At 60.9% G+C, this 17158-nt stretch carries 13 protein-coding genes, 1 tRNA gene and 1 pseudogene; all 15 read left to right on the forward strand.

Translation table 11 applies throughout. The features are described from left to right. Positions 1–130 (forward strand): annotated as a pseudogene (tuf, locus tag QNJ43_RS25850) (elongation factor Tu); the annotation flags it as partial. A gap of 154 nt (positions 131–284) precedes the next feature. Beyond that, a tRNA-Trp gene (locus QNJ43_RS25855) sits at positions 285–360 on the forward strand. A 254-nt stretch (positions 361–614) separates the two neighbouring features. Then, positions 615–812, forward strand: a complete 198-nt coding sequence (secE, locus tag QNJ43_RS25860; protein WP_300474745.1) for a preprotein translocase subunit SecE — start codon at positions 615–617, stop codon at positions 810–812. A gap of 43 nt (positions 813–855) precedes the next feature. Then, positions 856–1386, forward strand: a complete 531-nt coding sequence (gene nusG / locus QNJ43_RS25865) for a transcription termination/antitermination protein NusG (RefSeq protein ID WP_300474749.1) — start codon at positions 856–858, stop codon at positions 1384–1386. A gap of 128 nt (positions 1387–1514) precedes the next feature. Next, complete coding sequence (rplK, locus tag QNJ43_RS25870) at positions 1515–1943, forward strand: 50S ribosomal protein L11 (protein WP_300474751.1); 429 nt, start codon at positions 1515–1517, stop codon at positions 1941–1943. A 4-nt stretch (positions 1944–1947) separates the two neighbouring features. Then, positions 1948–2661, forward strand: coding sequence for a 50S ribosomal protein L1 (gene rplA, locus QNJ43_RS25875; protein WP_300474753.1), 714 nt, complete (start codon positions 1948–1950; stop codon positions 2659–2661). A 371-nt stretch (positions 2662–3032) separates the two neighbouring features. After that, positions 3033–3551 (forward strand): 50S ribosomal protein L10, encoded by a 519-nt coding sequence (rplJ, locus tag QNJ43_RS25880; RefSeq protein ID WP_300474755.1) that lies wholly within the window; start codon positions 3033–3035, stop codon positions 3549–3551. Positions 3552–3611: 60 nt separating this feature from the next. Next, positions 3612–3989 (forward strand): 50S ribosomal protein L7/L12, encoded by a 378-nt coding sequence (gene rplL, locus QNJ43_RS25885; RefSeq protein WP_300474758.1) that lies wholly within the window; start codon positions 3612–3614, stop codon positions 3987–3989. Between the two features lie 451 nt (positions 3990–4440). Next, positions 4441–8580 (forward strand): DNA-directed RNA polymerase subunit beta, encoded by a 4140-nt coding sequence (gene rpoB, locus QNJ43_RS25890; protein ID WP_300474762.1) that lies wholly within the window; start codon positions 4441–4443, stop codon positions 8578–8580. A 154-nt stretch (positions 8581–8734) separates the two neighbouring features. Beyond that, positions 8735–12940, forward strand: a complete 4206-nt coding sequence (gene rpoC / locus QNJ43_RS25895) for a DNA-directed RNA polymerase subunit beta' (protein WP_300474765.1) — start codon at positions 8735–8737, stop codon at positions 12938–12940. Positions 12941–13181: 241 nt separating this feature from the next. Next, positions 13182–13481 (forward strand): regulator, encoded by a 300-nt coding sequence (locus tag QNJ43_RS25900; RefSeq protein WP_300474767.1) that lies wholly within the window; start codon positions 13182–13184, stop codon positions 13479–13481. Positions 13482–14031: 550 nt separating this feature from the next. Continuing rightward, positions 14032–14403, forward strand: a complete 372-nt coding sequence (gene rpsL, locus QNJ43_RS25905) for a 30S ribosomal protein S12 (protein WP_300474770.1) — start codon at positions 14032–14034, stop codon at positions 14401–14403. Positions 14404–14437: 34 nt separating this feature from the next. Continuing rightward, the gene (gene rpsG / locus QNJ43_RS25910; protein WP_300474773.1) at positions 14438–14926 is read left to right on the forward strand and encodes a 30S ribosomal protein S7; all 489 of its coding nucleotides are present in this window, start codon (positions 14438–14440) and stop codon (positions 14924–14926) included. A 4-nt stretch (positions 14927–14930) separates the two neighbouring features. Then, complete coding sequence (gene fusA, locus QNJ43_RS25915) at positions 14931–16997, forward strand: elongation factor G (RefSeq protein ID WP_300474776.1); 2067 nt, start codon at positions 14931–14933, stop codon at positions 16995–16997. A 47-nt stretch (positions 16998–17044) separates the two neighbouring features. Next, positions 17045–17158, forward strand: a 114-nt coding sequence (locus QNJ43_RS25920) for a GTP-binding protein (protein WP_300474777.1), incomplete at its 3' end; no start/stop codon positions are given.

Here is a 17158-nt window from a genome sequence, read left to right on the forward strand (position 1 = left end):
GCCGGGCGACAATGTGTCAGTTTCGGTGACGCTGATCGTGCCGATCGCGATGGAAGAAGGTCTGCGCTTCGCTATCCGCGAAGGCGGCCGGACCGTCGGCGCCGGCGTCGTTGCCTCGATCATCGAGTAATCGAACTGGCAGCCGCTATATAAGGTCGCGCTTGCCAATCCCGCGATGCGGGGTTACATGCGGCGTTCTCGGGGCTCGGCGACAATCAGGGCTGATGCGAACCGTCCGTAGGAAATGAGAATTTCGGCTGCGGCCCTTCGAGGCTCTAGCCAGTAGGGGTGTAGCTCAGTTGGTAGAGCAGCGGTCTCCAAAACCGCAGGTCGTGGGTTCGAGTCCCTCCGCCCCTGCCAGTTTCTCTCTTGTGGAATCGGTTCGGCGGCTATAAGTAATGGGCAGTGGCGCGCGGAGGGTTCCGCGCGCCTATATGCCGTTTAAAGGTCGCGCTCTTCGATTCGCTCGAAGAATTTGCGTCGATCTCAAACAGGGTTGCTTGATCAGGCAGATGGCGGCGTCGATGTCGCAGGTGCCGACGGGCGATCTAGAACACGAATGAGGGGCAGGCGGTGTTTTCGCGGCGTCTTGCTGAAGCAAGGCCACGGGCGGAATGGCAAAAAACAATCCCTTTACCTTCCTCCAGCAAACGCGCCAGGAGGTTGCGAAGGTCACATGGCCGACGCGGCGCGAAACCGCGGTGACCACCGTCATGGTGTTCATCATGGTCGCGATCGCCTCAATCTTCTTCCTGCTGGCGGATCAGGTCATGGCCGAGGGTGTGAAGCTCCTTCTCGGTATGGGCTTCTAATCCGAGCTTTACACGATATCCAAATGATGCGGACTGGGGTCACATGACCAAGCGCTGGTACATCGTCCACGCCTATTCGAATTTTGAGAAGAAGGTTGCCGACTCCATTCGGGAGAAGGCGCAGGCCACAGGCCTGGAAGATCTGTTCGACGAAATCCTCGTTCCGACCGAAAAGGTCGTGGAGGTGCGGCGGGGCCGCAAGGTCGGCGCTGAGCGGAAGTTCTTTCCCGGCTACGTGCTGGTGAAGATGGATATGACCGATGAGGCCTATCATCTGATCAAGAACACGCCGCGGGTTACTGGATTTCTCGGTGCTGACAACAAGCCGATGCCGATTTCCGAGGCGGAGGCACAACGCATTCTGCACCAGGTGCAGGAAGGCGTGGATCGGCCGAAACCGTCCATTTCCTTCGAGCTCGGCGAACAGGTGCGGGTCTCCGATGGGCCCTTCGCCTCGTTCAACGGTCTTGTCGAGGAAGTCGACGACGAACGTGCACGGCTCAAGGTTGCCGTTTCTATTTTCGGCCGGGCGACCCCGGTCGAACTCGAATACGCCCAGGTGGAGAAGCTCTAGAGATTTTCTCGAGCAGCTTGATTGGGGTGTCGGTGGAAGGTTTCTTGGCGGCTCTCGCCAGTGCAAGCGGCCCGACCACCACCTCTCTGGTGCCGGATAATCCGGCTCGAACGTTTTAGGAGAGCCAAATGGCGAAGAAAGTTCAAGGGTCTCTGAAGCTTCAGGTGCCTGCGGGATCTGCGACGCCGTCCCCGCCGATCGGTCCCGCGCTGGGTCAGCGCGGCCTGGACATCATGGAATTCTGCAAGGCGTTCAACGCGCAGACGCAGGATGTGGAAAAGGGTGCACCGTGCCCGACCGTGATCACGTTCTTCAGGGACAAGTCGTTCACCTTCGAGGTGAAGACCCCGCCGGTGTCCTTCTTCCTGAAGAAGGCCGCCAAGCTGCAGAAGGGCTCCAAGACCCCGGGTCAGGCGCCGATTGCCTCCGTGTCGCGTGAACAGGTTCGTGAAATCGCGGAAGCGAAGATGAAGGACCTGAACGCCGTCGATATAGAGGGTGCCATGCGGATGGTCGAGGGCTCTGTCCGTTCGATGGGCTTCGAGGTGTCGGAGTAAGAACATGGCGAAGATCGGAAAGCGTATCGTCGCTAGCCGCGACGGGATTGACCGCAACAAGCTCTACACCCTCGACGAGGCTGTGAAGCTGATCAAGGAGCGGGCAACCGCAAAGTTCGACGAGACGGTTGAGATCGCTCTCAACCTGGGCGTCGACCCGCGCTACGCCGACCAGATGGTCCGCGGCGTGTGCGTCCTGCCCAACGGCACCGGCAAGTCGGTTCGCGTGGCGGTTTTCGCCCGCGGCGAGAAGGCGGACGAGGCCAAAGCAGCGGGCGCCGATATCGTCGGCGCCGAGGATCTGATGGAGCAGGTGCAGGCCGGCAACATCGATTTCGATCGCTGCATTGCGACGCCGGACATGATGCCGCTCGTCGGTCGTCTGGGTAAGGTCCTGGGCCCGCGCGGCCTGATGCCGAACCCGAAGGTCGGAACGGCGACGCTGGACGTGACCGCTGCGGTCAACGACGCCAAGGGTGGCGCGGTGCAGTTCCGCGTGGAGAAGGCCGGTATCGTCCATGCGGGCGTTGGCAAGGCCTCCTTCGACGACACGAAGCTCGCTGAGAACATCAAGGCCTTCACCGACGCCGTGATGAAGGCCAAGCCGAGCGGAGTTAAGGGCAACTACCTGAAGCGCATCGCGCTGACCTCGACTATGGGCCCGGGCATCAAGCTCGACCCGTCGTCGGTCACCGCCGTGTCTGCGGGCGCTGCCTGAGCGACCAACGCTCGAAGGCGTTGAAAGCAATTCTCGCCCTAGGGGGCGGTTAGAAGAATTCCCGCCGGGGAAACTCGGCGGGATGCGGCTGTCAGGAAGGCTTTCGGGTCTTGTTGTCAGCCGGTCTTGTCCGAGACTGCAGGTGTCGGATCCGATGAGGATCCGGTTTAAGCCATCCGGGCCTGCATAGACGGGGGAGAACCGATTTCCGGCCGAAAGGTCAACCCGGTTCGAACCGTAGGCCTTGCCGCGCTCCTGGAGCGTGCGTGAGGGGGCAGGAACCCTGAGCGTCGTTCGAAAGAGGGGGCTCTTTGGAGCGGCAAAGCCAACCGGCGGGCGGCATGTTGTTGTCCGCCAAGTGGAGAAGGCAAGTGGATAGAGCGGAAAAGCGCGAAGCCGTATCGGCGCTCAACACCGTGTTCACAGACGCGGGTGTTGTCGTCGTGGCCCACTATGCGGGTCTCTCGGTCGCGGACATGACTTCGCTTCGTGCGAAGGTTCGTGAGGCTGGCGGGTCCGTCAAAGTCGCGAAGAACCGCCTTGCCAAGCTTGCCCTTCAAGGCACGGACGCCGAACACATCGCCGACCTGTTCCAGGGGCCGACCGTCATCGCCTATTCGGGCGATCCGGTTGCGGCTCCCAAGGCGGTGATGGACTTCGTCAAGACCAACGAGAAGCTCGTTGTTCTGGGCGGGGCTCTCGGCTCCACGAATCTCGACGCGGATGGGGTCAAGGCTCTTGCCTCGATGCCGTCGCTCGATGAACTGCGCGGTAAGATTGTCGGCATGATCAGCACGCCGGCGCCCCGCATTGCGCAGGTTCTCAGCGCACCGGCCGGGCAGGTTGCCCGCGTTATCGGCGCGTACGCCAAGAAGGACGAAGCCGCGTAAGGCACGCGACTGCTTGAAACACATCGAAACCAATACGGTTCGAATATGAAGGTTTGAAAAATGGCTGATCTCGAGAAGATCGTTGAAGAGCTTTCCACCCTCACCGTCATGGAAGCCGCCGAGCTTTCCAAGATGCTCGAAGAGAAGTGGGGCGTTTCTGCCGCGGCTCCGGTCGCCGTCGCTGCTGCCGTCGCTGCCGGTGGCGAGGTTGCCGCTGCTGAAGAGAAGACGGAGTTCGACGTCGTGCTGACCGCAGTCGGCGACAAGAAGATCAACATCATCAAGGAAGTTCGTGCCATCACCGGTCTTGGCCTGAAGGAAGCCAAGGAGCTGGTCGAGAGCGCCCCGAAGACGGTCAAGGAAGCCGTTTCGAAGGACGAGGCCGAAGAGCTGAAGAAGAAGCTCGAGGAAGCCGGCGCGAGCGTCGAGCTGAAGTAAGGTCTTCCTTTGCTTGTACTTCGCGGTCCCGGGATCACCCGGGGCCGCACATCAGGATGTCGCCGGAGGGTCCGGCTTAACCAGGCATCCGACAAATTGAGTTGAGGTCCCGGCGGGTTCTTCCCGTGACCGGGGCGAGCGTTCCCCTGGAGCCAGGTGAGCCGACCGGGCGCCACCTGCGAGTTTCAGAACTATCGAGGACGAGCGGTCTTTCTGATCCCACACACTGGGACTTTGGGGAGGGTGTTCGAGGGACGGTTACCCAGATCGCGGCTCGCCCCGCGAGCTTTCAGCAGGGCGATGTCGGGCCGGTTTCACCGGCGATCCGGCTAGCCGTCACCAGGACCGAGACGGTCACGGACCCAGTCCGGAGACCTTGCGGTCGACAATTAAATGCAAGGGCACCTATCCGTCGGGGGTTCGGGTGCTCATGGCGATGCGAGGAGCGACAATGGCGCAGACGTTCAACGGTCGCAAGCGGGTCCGTAAGTTTTTCGGTCACATTCGCGATGTCGCGAAGATGCCGAACCTGATCGAGGTGCAAAAGGCATCCTACGATCAGTTTCTGCAGGTCGAGGAACCCGAGGGCGGCCGCGCGGTCGACGGCCTGGAGGCTGTCTTCAAGTCCGTCTTTCCGATCTCCGATTTCAGCGGCACGTCCCTGCTGGAATTCGTTCGCTACGAATTTGAGCAGCCCAAATACGATGTGGAAGAGTGCCGCCAACGCGGCATGACCTTCTCCGCACCGCTCAAGGTGACGCTTCGGCTCATCGTATTCGACGTTGACGAAGAGACCGATGCCAAGTCGGTGAAGGATATCAAGGAGCAGAACGTCTACATGGGCGACATGCCCTTCATGACGGATACCGGCACCTTCATCATCAACGGCACCGAGCGCGTCATCGTTTCCCAGATGCACCGCTCTCCGGGCGTGTTCTTCGACCACGATAAGGGCAAGACGCATTCCAGCGGAAAGCTCCTCTTCGCGGCTCGCGTGATCCCCTATCGCGGTTCTTGGCTCGACATCGAGTTCGACGCCAAGGACATCGTCTATGCGCGTATCGATCGTCGCCGCAAGATCCCGGTGACGTCGTTTCTGATGGCGCTTGGGCTCGATCCGTCGGACATCCTTTCGACCTTCTACGAGTCCTTCACCTACAACAAGGTCGGGGACGCCTGGCGCAAGCCCTTCAACCCGACCCAGATGCGCGGCATGAAGGCCATCGAGGATCTTGTTGACGCCGATAGCGGCGAAGTGATCCTCGAGATCGGCAAGAAGATGACCGCGCGCCACGCCAAGCAGTTGGTGGGAAAGGGCGTCAAGTCGATCAAGGTCGGCGTGGAAGATCTGTACGGCCAGTATCTGGCCGAAGACATGGTAAACATGCAGACCGGCGAGATCTATGCTGAGGCCGGCGATGAGATCACCGACAAGACGTTGGAGGCGCTCGTCGAGCAGGGTTATGACGAGATCCCGGTGCTGGCGATCGACCACGTCAATACCGGCGCCTACATGCGCAACACGCTGTCCATGGACAAGAACGAGACCCGAGAAGATGCTTTGTTCGACATCTACCGGGTGATGCGTCCGGGTGAGCCGCCCACCGTCGACACTGCGGAAGCGATGTTCCACTCGCTGTTCTTCGACAGCGAGCGCTACGACCTGTCCGCCGTCGGCCGCGTGAAGATGAACATGCGGCTCGATCTGGATGTCGAGGACACGGTGCGTGTCCTGCGCAAGGAAGACATCATCGAAGTTATCCGCACGCTTCTGGGCTTGCGTGACGGTCGCGGCGAGATCGACGACATCGATAACCTTGGCAACCGTCGCGTTCGCTCTGTCGGCGAGCTGATGGAGAACCAGTACCGCATTGGTCTGCTGCGCATGGAGCGCGCGATCAAGGAGCGCATGTCGTCGGTCGAGATCGACACCGTCATGCCGCAGGATCTGATCAACGCGAAGCCCGCAGCCGCAGCCGTTCGCGAGTTCTTCGGTTCCTCGCAGCTCTCGCAGTTCATGGACCAGAATAACCCGCTGTCGGAGGTCACCCACAAGCGTCGTCTTTCGGCGCTTGGCCCGGGCGGCCTGACCCGTGAGCGTGCCGGCTTCGAAGTGCGCGACGTGCATCCGACCCACTACGGCCGTATCTGCCCGATCGAGACGCCTGAAGGACCGAACATCGGTCTGATCAATTCGCTGGCGACGTTTGCGCGCGTCAACAAGTACGGCTTCATCGAGAGCCCCTATCGCCGGGTGGACAACGGGCATGTGACGGACGAGGTGTCCTATCTGTCCGCGATGGAGGAATCGAAGCACTACGTCGCGCAGTCGGACGTTCCGACGGACGAGAACGGGCGCTTCACGGAAGAGCTGATCCTCTGCCGCCATGCCGGCGACGTGATGCTCGTTCCCGCCGAGCGCGTGGACTACATGGACGTGTCGGCCAAGCAGCTTGTGTCGGTCGCGGCATCGCTCATTCCGTTCCTGGAAAACGATGACGCCAACCGCGCGCTGATGGGCTCGAACATGATGCGTCAGGCGGTGCCGCTGGTGCATGCCGAAGCCCCGTTCGTGGGTACCGGCATGGAATCGGTGGTGGCGCATGACTCCGGTGCCGCGATTGCCGCGCGCTGGGCAGGCGTCATCGACCAGGTCGACGCGACCCGTATCGTTATCCGCGCCACGGAAGAGATCGATGCCTCCAAGTCGGGCGTCGCCATCTACCGGCTGATGAAGTTCCAGCGTTCCAACCAGAACACCTGCATCAACCAGCGTCCGCTGGTGTGTGTGGGCGACGTGGTGGCCAAGGGCGACATCATCGCCGACGGTCCGTCCACGGATCTGGGCGATCTGGCGCTGGGCCGGAACGTGCTCGTCGCGTTTATGCCGTGGAACGGCTACAACTTCGAGGACTCCATCCTGCTGTCGGAGCGCATCGTTCGCGATGACGTGTTCACCTCCATCCACCTTGAGGAATTTGAGGTGATGGCGCGTGATACGAAGCTCGGGCCGGAGGAAATCACGCGCGACATTCCGAACGTCTCGGAAGAAGCGCTGAAGAACCTCGATGAGGCCGGCATCGTCTACATCGGTGCGGAAGTGAACCCGTCCGACATCCTGGTCGGCAAGATCACGCCGAAGGGCGAAAGCCCAATGACGCCGGAAGAAAAGCTTCTGCGCGCCATCTTCGGCGAGAAGGCCTCGGATGTCCGTGACACCTCGCTGCGTCTGCCGCCTGGAGTGACCGGAACGGTCGTGGAAGTGCGCGTCTTCAACCGCCACGGTGTGGAGAAGGACGAGCGCGCCATGGCGATCGAGCGCGAAGAGATCGAGCGTCTCGCCAAGGACCGCGACGACGAGCAGGCTATCCTCGACCGCAATGTCTACGGCCGTCTGGCAGAAATGCTGATCGGCAAGGTCGCATCCGGCGGGCCGAAGGCTTTCAAGAAGGACGGCGCCATCTCCGGCGATGTCCTGAACGAGTATCCGCGCTCGCAGTGGTGGCAGTTTGCCGTCGACGACGAGAAGCTGATGGGCGAGATCGAGGCTCTGCGCGGCCAGTACGACGAGAGTCGCAAGCGTCTGGAGCAGCGCTTCATCGACAAGGTGGAGAAGCTGCAGCGCGGCGACGAGCTGCCGCCGGGTGTCATGAAGATGGTCAAGGTCTTCGTGGCGGTGAAGCGCAAGATCCAGCCGGGCGACAAAATGGCCGGCCGTCACGGCAACAAGGGTGTGGTGTCCAAGATCAATTCGCTCGAGGACATGCCCTATCTCGATGACGGTACGCCGGTCGATATCGTGCTGAACCCGCTGGGCGTGCCCTCGCGCATGAACGTTGGCCAGATCCTGGAGACGCATCTGGGCTGGGCCTGCTCGGGCATGGGCAAGCGCATCGGCGAGCTTTACGAGCAGTATCGCAAGTCGGGTGAGCTGGAGCCGCTCAAGGCGAAAATCATCGATATCTACGGTGACAACATCAAGGGCGACCCGGTCAAGGAGTTCGACGACGAGTCGATCGTTCGCCTCGGCGACCAGCTCAAGACGGGCGTGTCAATCGCGACGCCGGTCTTCGACGGTGCCGTTGATGCCGATATCGTCGAGATGCTGGAGAAGGGCGATCTGCCCCCCTCGGGTCAGACGAAGCTCTATGACGGACGCACCGGCGATCCGTTCGACCGGACGGTCACCGTGGGCTATATCTACATGCTCAAGTTGCACCATCTGGTCGACGACAAGATCCACGCGCGTTCGATCGGCCCGTACTCGCTAGTCACTCAGCAGCCGCTGGGTGGTAAGGCGCAGTTCGGTGGCCAGCGTTTCGGCGAGATGGAGGTGTGGGCACTTGAAGCGTATGGCGCCGCCTACACCCTGCAGGAGATGTTGACCGTGAAGTCGGACGACGTCGCGGGCCGCACCAAGGTCTACGAGTCGATCGTGCGCGGGGACGACACATTCGAAGCCGGTATCCCGGAAAGCTTCAACGTGCTGGTCAAGGAGATGCGGTCGTTGGGCCTCAACGTCGAACTGGCCGATAGCAAGCTGCAGCTGCCCGGAGACGAAGACGAGCAACAGGCGGACGCGGCGGAATGATCCGTCGTGCTTAGCGGGCGGAACGTCACAGTTTTGCCCGCAACGTCAGGCCCGCTGTCCTGCGATCGACCGCGAGCGATTTCTGTTTGAGTGCCGGGACGGCAGATGCGCGAAACGGCGCGCCATCCCGCCCGAGCATTGAAGGAGATAACCTATGAATCAAGAGGTCATGAACCTGTTCAATCAGCAGGCTCAGCCGGCGACATTCGATCAGATCAAGATTTCGATCGCCAGCCCCGAGAAGATTCATTCCTGGTCCTTTGGTGAGATCAAGAAGCCGGAAACGATCAATTACCGTACGTTCAAGCCGGAACGGGACGGGCTTTTCTGCGCGCGGATCTTCGGGCCGATCAAGGACTACGAGTGCTTGTGCGGCAAGTACAAGCGCATGAAGTACAAGGGCGTGATCTGCGAGAAGTGCGGCGTCGAAGTGACCCTGTCGCGCGTTCGGCGCGAACGCATGGGCCATATCGAACTGGCCGCCCCGGTTGCGCATATCTGGTTCCTGAAGTCCCTGCCGAGCCGCATCGGTCTGCTGCTCGACATGACGCTGAAGGATCTGGAGCGGGTCCTCTATTTTGAGAACTACGTTGTGCTGGAGCCGGGCCTGACGCCGCTCAAGCAGAACCAGCTTCTCTCGGAAGAAGAGTTCATCACCGCCCAGGACGAATATGGCGATGACAGCTTCACCGCCATGATTGGCGCGGAGGCGATCCGCGAAATGCTGATGTCGCTCGACCTGGAAAAGGAGAGCGAGCGGCTGCGCGTCGAGATCGCGGAAACGACGACGGAGCTAAAGCCGAAGAAGCTCGCCAAGCGGCTGAAGGTCATCGAGGCGTTCCTGGAGTCGGGCAACCGTCCGGAATGGATGATCCTGACGGTCATCCCGGTCATTCCGCCGGATCTGCGTCCGCTGGTTCCACTGGATGGCGGCCGCTTCGCCACGTCGGACCTGAACGACCTTTATCGCCGCGTCATCAACCGGAACAACCGTCTGAAGCGGCTGATCGAGCTGCGTGCGCCGGATATCATCATCCGCAACGAAAAGCGCATGCTGCAGGAATCCGTTGATGCGCTGTTCGACAACGGCCGTCGCGGCCGCGTCATCACGGGCGCCAACAAGCGTCCGCTGAAGTCGCTCAGCGACATGCTGAAGGGCAAGCAGGGCCGGTTCCGTCAGAACCTGCTCGGCAAGCGCGTCGACTACTCCGGCCGTTCGGTGATCACCGTGGGTCCGGAGCTGAAGCTGCATCAGTGCGGTCTGCCGAAGAAGATGGCGCTTGAGCTGTTCAAGCCGTTCATCTACTCGCGCCTCGACGCCAAGGGCTATTCTTCGACCGTCAAGCAGGCGAAGAAGCTCGTCGAGAAGGAGCGTTCGGAGGTCTGGGATATCCTCGAAGAGGTTATCCGCGAACATCCGATCATGCTGAACCGCGCGCCGACGCTTCACCGTCTGGGCATTCAGGCCTTCGAGCCGACGCTGATCGAGGGCAAGGCCCTGCAGCTTCACCCGCTCGTCTGCGCTGCCTTCAACGCCGACTTCGACGGTGACCAGATGGCCGTTCACGTGCCTCTGTCGCTTGAGGCGCGGTTGGAAGCGCGCGTCCTGATGATGTCGACGAACAACATTCTGCACCCGGCCAACGGTCAGCCGATCATCGTGCCGTCGCAGGATATCGTTCTGGGGCTCTACTATCTGTCGCTGATGACGGAAGGCGAGCCGGGCGAGAGTATGGTCTTCGGCAACATGGGCGAACTGCACCATGCCCTGGAGACCAAGGCCGTCACGCTCCACACCAAGATCCGTGGCCGGTTCAAGACGGTCGATGCGGACGGCAACCGGATCTCTCACATCTACGAGACGACCCCGGGCCGCCTGATCATCGGCGAACTCCTGCCCAAGCATCACGAAGTGCCCTTCGACGTCTGCAACAAGTTGATGACGAAGAAGGACATCTCCAAGATGATCGACACCGTCTACCGCGCCTGCGGTCAGAAGGAGACGGTCATCTTCTGCGACCAGATCATGAAGCTCGGCTTCACCAATGCGTGTAAGGCCGGTATCTCGTTTGGCAAGGACGACATGGTCATCCCGGACACCAAGCAGAGCCTGGTGGACGAGACGGCCGCGCTCGTGACCGAATACGAACAGCAGTACAATGACGGTCTGATCACGCAGGGCGAGAAGTACAACAAGGTCGTCGACGCCTGGGCCAAGTGCACGGACAAGGTCGCCGACGAGATGATGAAGCGCATCCAGACGGTCGAGTACGACGAGGATACGGGTCGTCAGAAGCCGATGAACTCGGTTTACATGATGTCACACTCCGGCGCCCGTGGCTCACCCGCCCAGATGAAGCAGCTTGCCGGCATGCGCGGCCTGATGGCCAAGCCGTCGGGCGAGATCATCGAAAGCCCGATCATCTCCAACTTCAAGGAAGGCCTGTCGGTTCTGGAGTACTTCAACTCCTCGCACGGCGCTCGTAAGGGCCTGGCCGATACCGCCTTGAAGACGGCGAACTCCGGTTACCTGACCCGTCGTCTCGTCGACGTTGCCCAGGACTGCATCATCCTCGAAGAGGACTGCGGCACCGACAAGGGCATCACGATCCAGGCGGTGGTCGATTCCGGTCAGGTCATCGCGATGGTGGGCCAGCGGGCCCTGGGTCGTACGGCTGCCGACGATGTCGTCAACCCGTCCACGGGCGAGGTCATCGTCAAGGTCGGTCAGATGATCGAGGAAAAGGAAGTCGATCAGATCGAGACGGCCAACGTCCAGACGATCCGCATCCGCTCGGTTCTGACCTGCGAGACGCAGATCGGGTGCTGCGCGGCCTGCTACGGTCGCGACCTGGCCCGCGGTACTCCGGTCAACATCGGCGAGGCCGTCGGCGTTATCGCGGCTCAGTCGATCGGCGAGCCGGGCACGCAGCTCACCATGCGCACGTTTCACATCGGCGGTACGGCGCAGGTGGTCGACAGCTCCTTCATCGAGTCGTCCTTCGACGGCACGATCAAGATGCGCAACCGGAATGTGGCGCGCGACAGCGAGGGCAACCTCGTCGCCATGGCGCGTAACATGTCGGTGGTCATCGTCGATGCCGAAGGGATCGAGCGTACGGTGCACCGCGTGACCTACGGTTCGAAGATGCATGTGGATGAGGGCGACGCGGTCAAGCGCGGTCAGCGTATCGCGGAGTGGGATGCTTATACCCGCCCGATGCTGACGGAGCTGTCCGGTACGGTCGGCCTTGAAGACATGATCGACGGTGTCACGGTGACGGAGTCCACCGACGAGGCGACCGGTATCACCAAGCGTGTCGTCATCGACTGGCGGTCCTCGCCGCGTACGCAGGATCTGAAGCCCGCGACCGTCATCCGTGACGAGAAGGGTGAAGTGCTGAAGCTGCCGCGCGGCGGCGAGGCGCGCTACCTGTTGTCGCCGGATGCGGTTCTGTCGGTTGACGCCGGCAACAAGGTCGGTGCCGGTGACGTGCTCGCCCGTATTCCGCTGGAAAGCGCCAAGACCAAGGACATCACCGGTGGTCTGCCGCGCGTGGCGGAACTCTTCGAGGCGCGTCGTCCGAAGGACCACGCGATCATCGCGGAGGTCGACGGCACTATCAAGTTCGGTCGCGACTACAAGAACAAGCGTCGCATCATTGTGGAACCGTTCGACGAGACCGCCGAGCCTGTCGAATACCTGGTGCCGAAGGGCAAGCACTTCCACCTGCAGGAAGGCGATATCATCGAGAAGGGTGAGTACATTCTCGATGGTAACCCGGCTCCGCATGACATCCTGGCGATCAAGGGCGTGGAGGCTTTAGCCAACTACCTCGTCAACGAGATCCAGGAAGTCTACCGGCTGCAGGGCGTGGGCATCAACGACAAGCACATCGAGGTGATCGTTCGCCAGATGCTGCAGAAGGTCGAGATCACCGATGCCGGCGACACGGATTTGATCACCGGCGAGCAGGTCGATCGGGTCGACCTTGACGAGATGAACGCCAAGTGCATCGAGGAAGGCAAGAAGCCTGCAAGCGGCAACTCCGTTCTGCTCGGCATCACCAAGGCCTCGCTGCAGACGCGCTCCTTCATCTCCGCGGCCTCCTTCCAGGAGACCACGCGCGTGCTCACCGAAGCGGCCGTCAACGGCAAGTCGGATACGCTCGACGGGCTCAAGGAGAATGTTATCGTGGGCCGCCTTATCCCGGCGGGCTCCGGCGGCGCCATCACCCGGGTCCGCAAGGTCGCTTCGCATCGCGACGATCTGATCCTCGAGGAGCGCAAGAAGCGTTCCGGCGTGGAGATGGCCGATCCGATGCTGACCGACATGAGCGAACAGGGTGCGGCAGAGTAATTTTCTGCCCCGACATGAAATTCGAAGAAAGGCCGCCCTCGGGCGGCCTTTCCTTTAGGTGCAAGGCGATGATGATCGCCGGCCATGGCCCGGCCAGATGTTTTGAGGGCGGGCCTTCCGGGCCAGGTGGTCCGGATCGAGCGGTCGGGCATGACGTCGCGGTTGCAGGGGCAGGTGTTCTGCACCATTGCTCGCAACAGATGCGTCAATCATCATCGCTGCAGAATTCAGGAGTGACGAAATGGATTTGAACAAGGTAGACGGTGATGGCCCCATGGTCTTCGTCATTGTCGGGCGCGTCTGGGAAGGCGAGGACGGCGGTTCGGACGATGCCGTGAAGGTGGTGAACATCTTCGTCGCAGCGCCCTATGACGACAGCGCCGTGCGCCGCGCGCTCGAGGCCCTGGCCGGCGAAGGATATGCGGAGGCCGAACTCGACCAGGTCGGGACCCTTGACGGGGAGCCGGACGACCCGACCTTCGAGGAAGCCTATCAGGATGCCGTTGACGGGAATGTCGCGGTCATTACGTTCCGCGACTAAAGGGCTTAGCCACGGATTCAAGGTGAACGAGCGAAGAGATTGCGAATCCTACGCAAATTCAGATTCCGCGAACCGATTCCGGACAGGCGATTCACCATTTGGGAAGAATCTTCGACGCGAAAGTCCTTCAGGGATCTGAAAATCGGGGAGGGGATGAATCTTCCTCGAAATTCCGTGTCGCAAACGGGCCTATGAGTTTTCCAATTATTGCGCCGTCTTGTACGGAATCCGGTTTTGGAGCCGGGTATTCCGCTTCCGGCGCAAACTCGCAAGAATTCTCGGCAAAGCCCTTGACGGAACGCGGCCGTATGAGTAGGTTCCCCCCACTCCCAAGGCAGGCGGTAAGCTTTACTTGTTTCGGAGCGACACGCTCTGGACTTACGGCTTAGACGCTGCCGGGTTCAAATTTGGCGGTAAATCGTCGAGCATGTGATCGCGGGGATAGCCTCGTGGCCCTCTGTATTTCGCAGCGCCTTTTCGCACTGGCTAAGTGCGGGAACGGCGCGATTCCGCGCATGCACGGGTATGCAGCAGAAGGTGAAGCGCTAATATGCCGACCATCAACCAGTTGATCCGCAAGCCGCGGAAGGATCCGCCGAAGCGGAACAAGGTGCCGGCCATGGAGGCCTGCCCCCAGAAGCGCGGTGTTTGCGCGCGCGTCTACACGACCACGCCGAAGAAGCCGAACTCGGCTCTGCGTAAGGTTGCGAAGGTGCGTCTGACCAACGGCTTCGAGGTCATCGGTTATATCCCGGGTGAAGGGCACAACCTGCAGGAGCACTCGGTGGTGATGATCTGTGGCGGCCGCGTCAAGGACTTGCCGGGCGTACGCTACCACATCCTGCGCGGTGTTCTGGATACCCAGGGCGTCAAGGATCGCAAGCAGCGCCGTTCGAAGTACGGCGCCAAGCGTCCGAAGTAAGTCGTTTTTGTGAACAAGGGCTGAGGATCAAAAGATGTCCCGCCGTCATCGCGCTGAAAAGCGAGAGATCAATCCGGACCCGAAATTCGGGGATATCGTTGTCACGAAGTTCATGAACTACGTGATGCTCGACGGTAAGAAGTCTGCCGCAGAGCGCATCGTCTATGGTGCCTGCGACGTGATCGAAGGTCGTGCCAAGCAGGACCCGATTGCGGTCTTCCACGATGCGCTGGCGAATGTCATGCCGTCCGTCGAAGTTCGCTCGCGTCGCGTCGGCGGTGCGACCTACCAGGTCCCCGTCGAGGTCCGCAACGAGCGTCGCCAGGCGCTGGCAATTCGTTGGCTGATCGCCGCTTCGCGCGGTCGCAATGAAAAGACGATGGTCGACCGGCTCTCCGGTGAGCTGCTCGACGCTGCAAATAACCGCGGTACTGCTGTGAAGAAGCGTGAAGACACGCATCGCATGGCTGAAGCCAACCGCGCGTTTTCGCATTATCGCTGGAAAGCAAGCCTGAGGGTCTGACGCCATGGCGCGCACGCATAAAATCGAGGACTACCGCAATTTCGGCATCATGGCCCACATTGATGCCGGCAAGACGACGACCACAGAGCGGATCCTCTACTATACCGGTCGCAGCCACAAGATCGGCGAAGTCCATGATGGTGCCGCCACGATGGACTGGATGGAGCAGGAGCAGGAGCGTGGCATCACGATCACCTCTGCTGCCACCACCGCCTTCTGGAAAGAAAAGCGGCTGAACATCATCGACACGCCGGGCCACGTCGATTTCACCATTGAGGTGGAGCGCTCGCTTCGTGTGCTCGACGGCGCCGTAGCGCTGCTGGACGCCAATGCTGGCGTTGAGCCGCAGACGGAGACCGTCTGGCGCCAGGCCGACAAGTATCACGTCCCGCGGATGATCTTCGTCAACAAGATGGACAAGCTCGGCGCGGACTTCGATCGCTGCGTCGAGATGATCAAGACGTGTCTGGGCGCAAAGCCGCTCGTTCTTCAGCTGCCGATCGGCGCCGAGCACGACTTTGTCGGTTGCGTCGACCTGATCGCGATGAAGGGTCTCGTCTGGAAGGAAGAGACGCTGGGCGCTGCCTGGGATATCGAAGAGATCCCGGCGGACATGAAGGACAAGGCGGAAGCCGCTCGCGAAGAGCTCATCGAGGCGGTCGTTGAAGTCGACGAGGCCGCTATGGAGGCCTACCTCGAAGGCGAGATGCCGAGCGACGAGAAGCTCAAGGAACTGGTCCGCAAGGGTACCATCTCCACTGAGTTCGTTCCGGTCTTCTGTGGCTCCGCGTTCAAGAACAAGGGCGTTCAGCCGCTTCTCGATGGTGTCGTGGATTACCTGCCGAACCCGACCGAGGTTCCGGCCATCCGCGGTATCGACCCGAAGACGGAAGAGGAAGTCGTTCGTCATTCTTCCGACGAAGAGTCGCTTTCCATGCTCGCGTTCAAGATCATGAACGACCCGTTCGTCGGTTCGCTCACCTTCTGCCGGATCTACTCCGGTGTCCTGAACAAGGGCTCTTCGCTGCTCAACACGGTGAAGGAAAAGCGTGAGCGCATCGGCCGCATGATGCAGATGCACTCCAACAGCCGTGAAGACATCGATATCGCCTACGCTAGCGACATCGTGGCCGTCGCGGGCCTGAAGGACACGACCACCGGTGACACGCTTTGCGATGCAAACAAGCCGGTGATCCTGGAGCGCATGGAATTCCCCGAGCCGGTCATCGAGATCGCTGTGGAGCCGAAGACGAAGGCCGACCAGGAGAAGATGGGCCTTGCCCTGAACCGCCTAGCTGCCGAGGATCCGTCCTTCCGCGTCAAGACCGACGAGGCATCCGGGCAGACCATCATCGCCGGCATGGGCGAGCTTCATCTCGACATCATTGTCGACCGCATGAAGCGCGAGTTCAAGGTCGAGGCTAATATCGGTCAGCCGCAGGTTGCCTATCGCGAGACAATCACGAAGCAGGTCGAGATCGATTACACCCACAAGAAGCAATCCGGCGGTTCGGGTCAGTTCGCCCGCGTCAAGCTGGTTCTGGAGCCGGATGAGCAGGGTTCGGGCTTCCAGTTCGAATCCAAGATCGTCGGCGGTTCGGTTCCGAAGGAATACATCCCGGGCGTCCAGAAGGGTGTCGAGAGCGTCATGAGCTCCGGTCCGCTAGCTGGCTTCCCGATCCTTGACGTCAAGGTGACGCTCATCGACGGTGCCTACCACGACGTCGACTCCTCCGTCCTGGCCTTCGAAATCGCGTCGCGTGCCGGTTTCCGGGAAGGTATCCAGAAGGCTTCTCCGAAGCTGCTGGAGCCGGTCATGAAGGTCGAGGTGGTGACGCCCGAAGAATACATGGGCGACGTCATCGGCGATCTGAATTCCCGGCGCGGGCAGATCACGGGTACGGAAAATCGCGGTATCGTCAGTGCGCACGTGCCGCTGGCGAACATGTTCGGTTACATCAACAACCTGCGGTCGATGTCGCAGGGACGTGCCCAGTACTCCATGGTTTTCGATCACTACGAGCAGGTTCCTCAGGCGGTCGCCGAGGAAGTTCAGGCCAAGTACGCCTGATAGATCGGCCAGCCTGACAACAACTATCGAGAGAGCGGAGAAATCCGATGGCGAAAGAGAAATACGAGCGCAACAAGCCGCACGTTAACATTGGCACGATCGGCCACGTTGACCACGGCAAGACGACCCTGACCGCAGCGATCACGATGACGCTGGCCGAG

Source organism: Breoghania sp. (genome assembly GCF_030066895.1).
Classification (GTDB): domain Bacteria; phylum Pseudomonadota; class Alphaproteobacteria; order Rhizobiales; family Stappiaceae; genus Breoghania.

Excerpts from the sequence above, each read along its gene's own strand:
- secE (WP_300474745.1), top strand. The coding sequence starts at position 615 with ATGGCAAAAAACAATCCCTTTACCTTCCTCCAGCAAACGCGCCAGGAG.
- nusG (WP_300474749.1), top strand. The coding sequence starts at position 856 with ATGACCAAGCGCTGGTACATCGTCCACGCCTATTCGAATTTTGAGAAG.
- rplK (WP_300474751.1), top strand. The coding sequence starts at position 1,515 with ATGGCGAAGAAAGTTCAAGGGTCTCTGAAGCTTCAGGTGCCTGCGGGA.
- rplA (WP_300474753.1), top strand. The coding sequence starts at position 1,948 with ATGGCGAAGATCGGAAAGCGTATCGTCGCTAGCCGCGACGGGATTGAC.
- rplL (WP_300474758.1), top strand. The coding sequence starts at position 3,612 with ATGGCTGATCTCGAGAAGATCGTTGAAGAGCTTTCCACCCTCACCGTC.
- rpoB (WP_300474762.1), top strand. The coding sequence starts at position 4,441 with ATGGCGCAGACGTTCAACGGTCGCAAGCGGGTCCGTAAGTTTTTCGGT.
- rpoC (WP_300474765.1), top strand. The coding sequence starts at position 8,735 with ATGAATCAAGAGGTCATGAACCTGTTCAATCAGCAGGCTCAGCCGGCG.
- QNJ43_RS25900 (WP_300474767.1), top strand. The coding sequence starts at position 13,182 with ATGGATTTGAACAAGGTAGACGGTGATGGCCCCATGGTCTTCGTCATT.
- rpsL (WP_300474770.1), top strand. The coding sequence starts at position 14,032 with ATGCCGACCATCAACCAGTTGATCCGCAAGCCGCGGAAGGATCCGCCG.
- rpsG (WP_300474773.1), top strand. The coding sequence starts at position 14,438 with ATGTCCCGCCGTCATCGCGCTGAAAAGCGAGAGATCAATCCGGACCCG.
- fusA (WP_300474776.1), top strand. The coding sequence starts at position 14,931 with ATGGCGCGCACGCATAAAATCGAGGACTACCGCAATTTCGGCATCATG.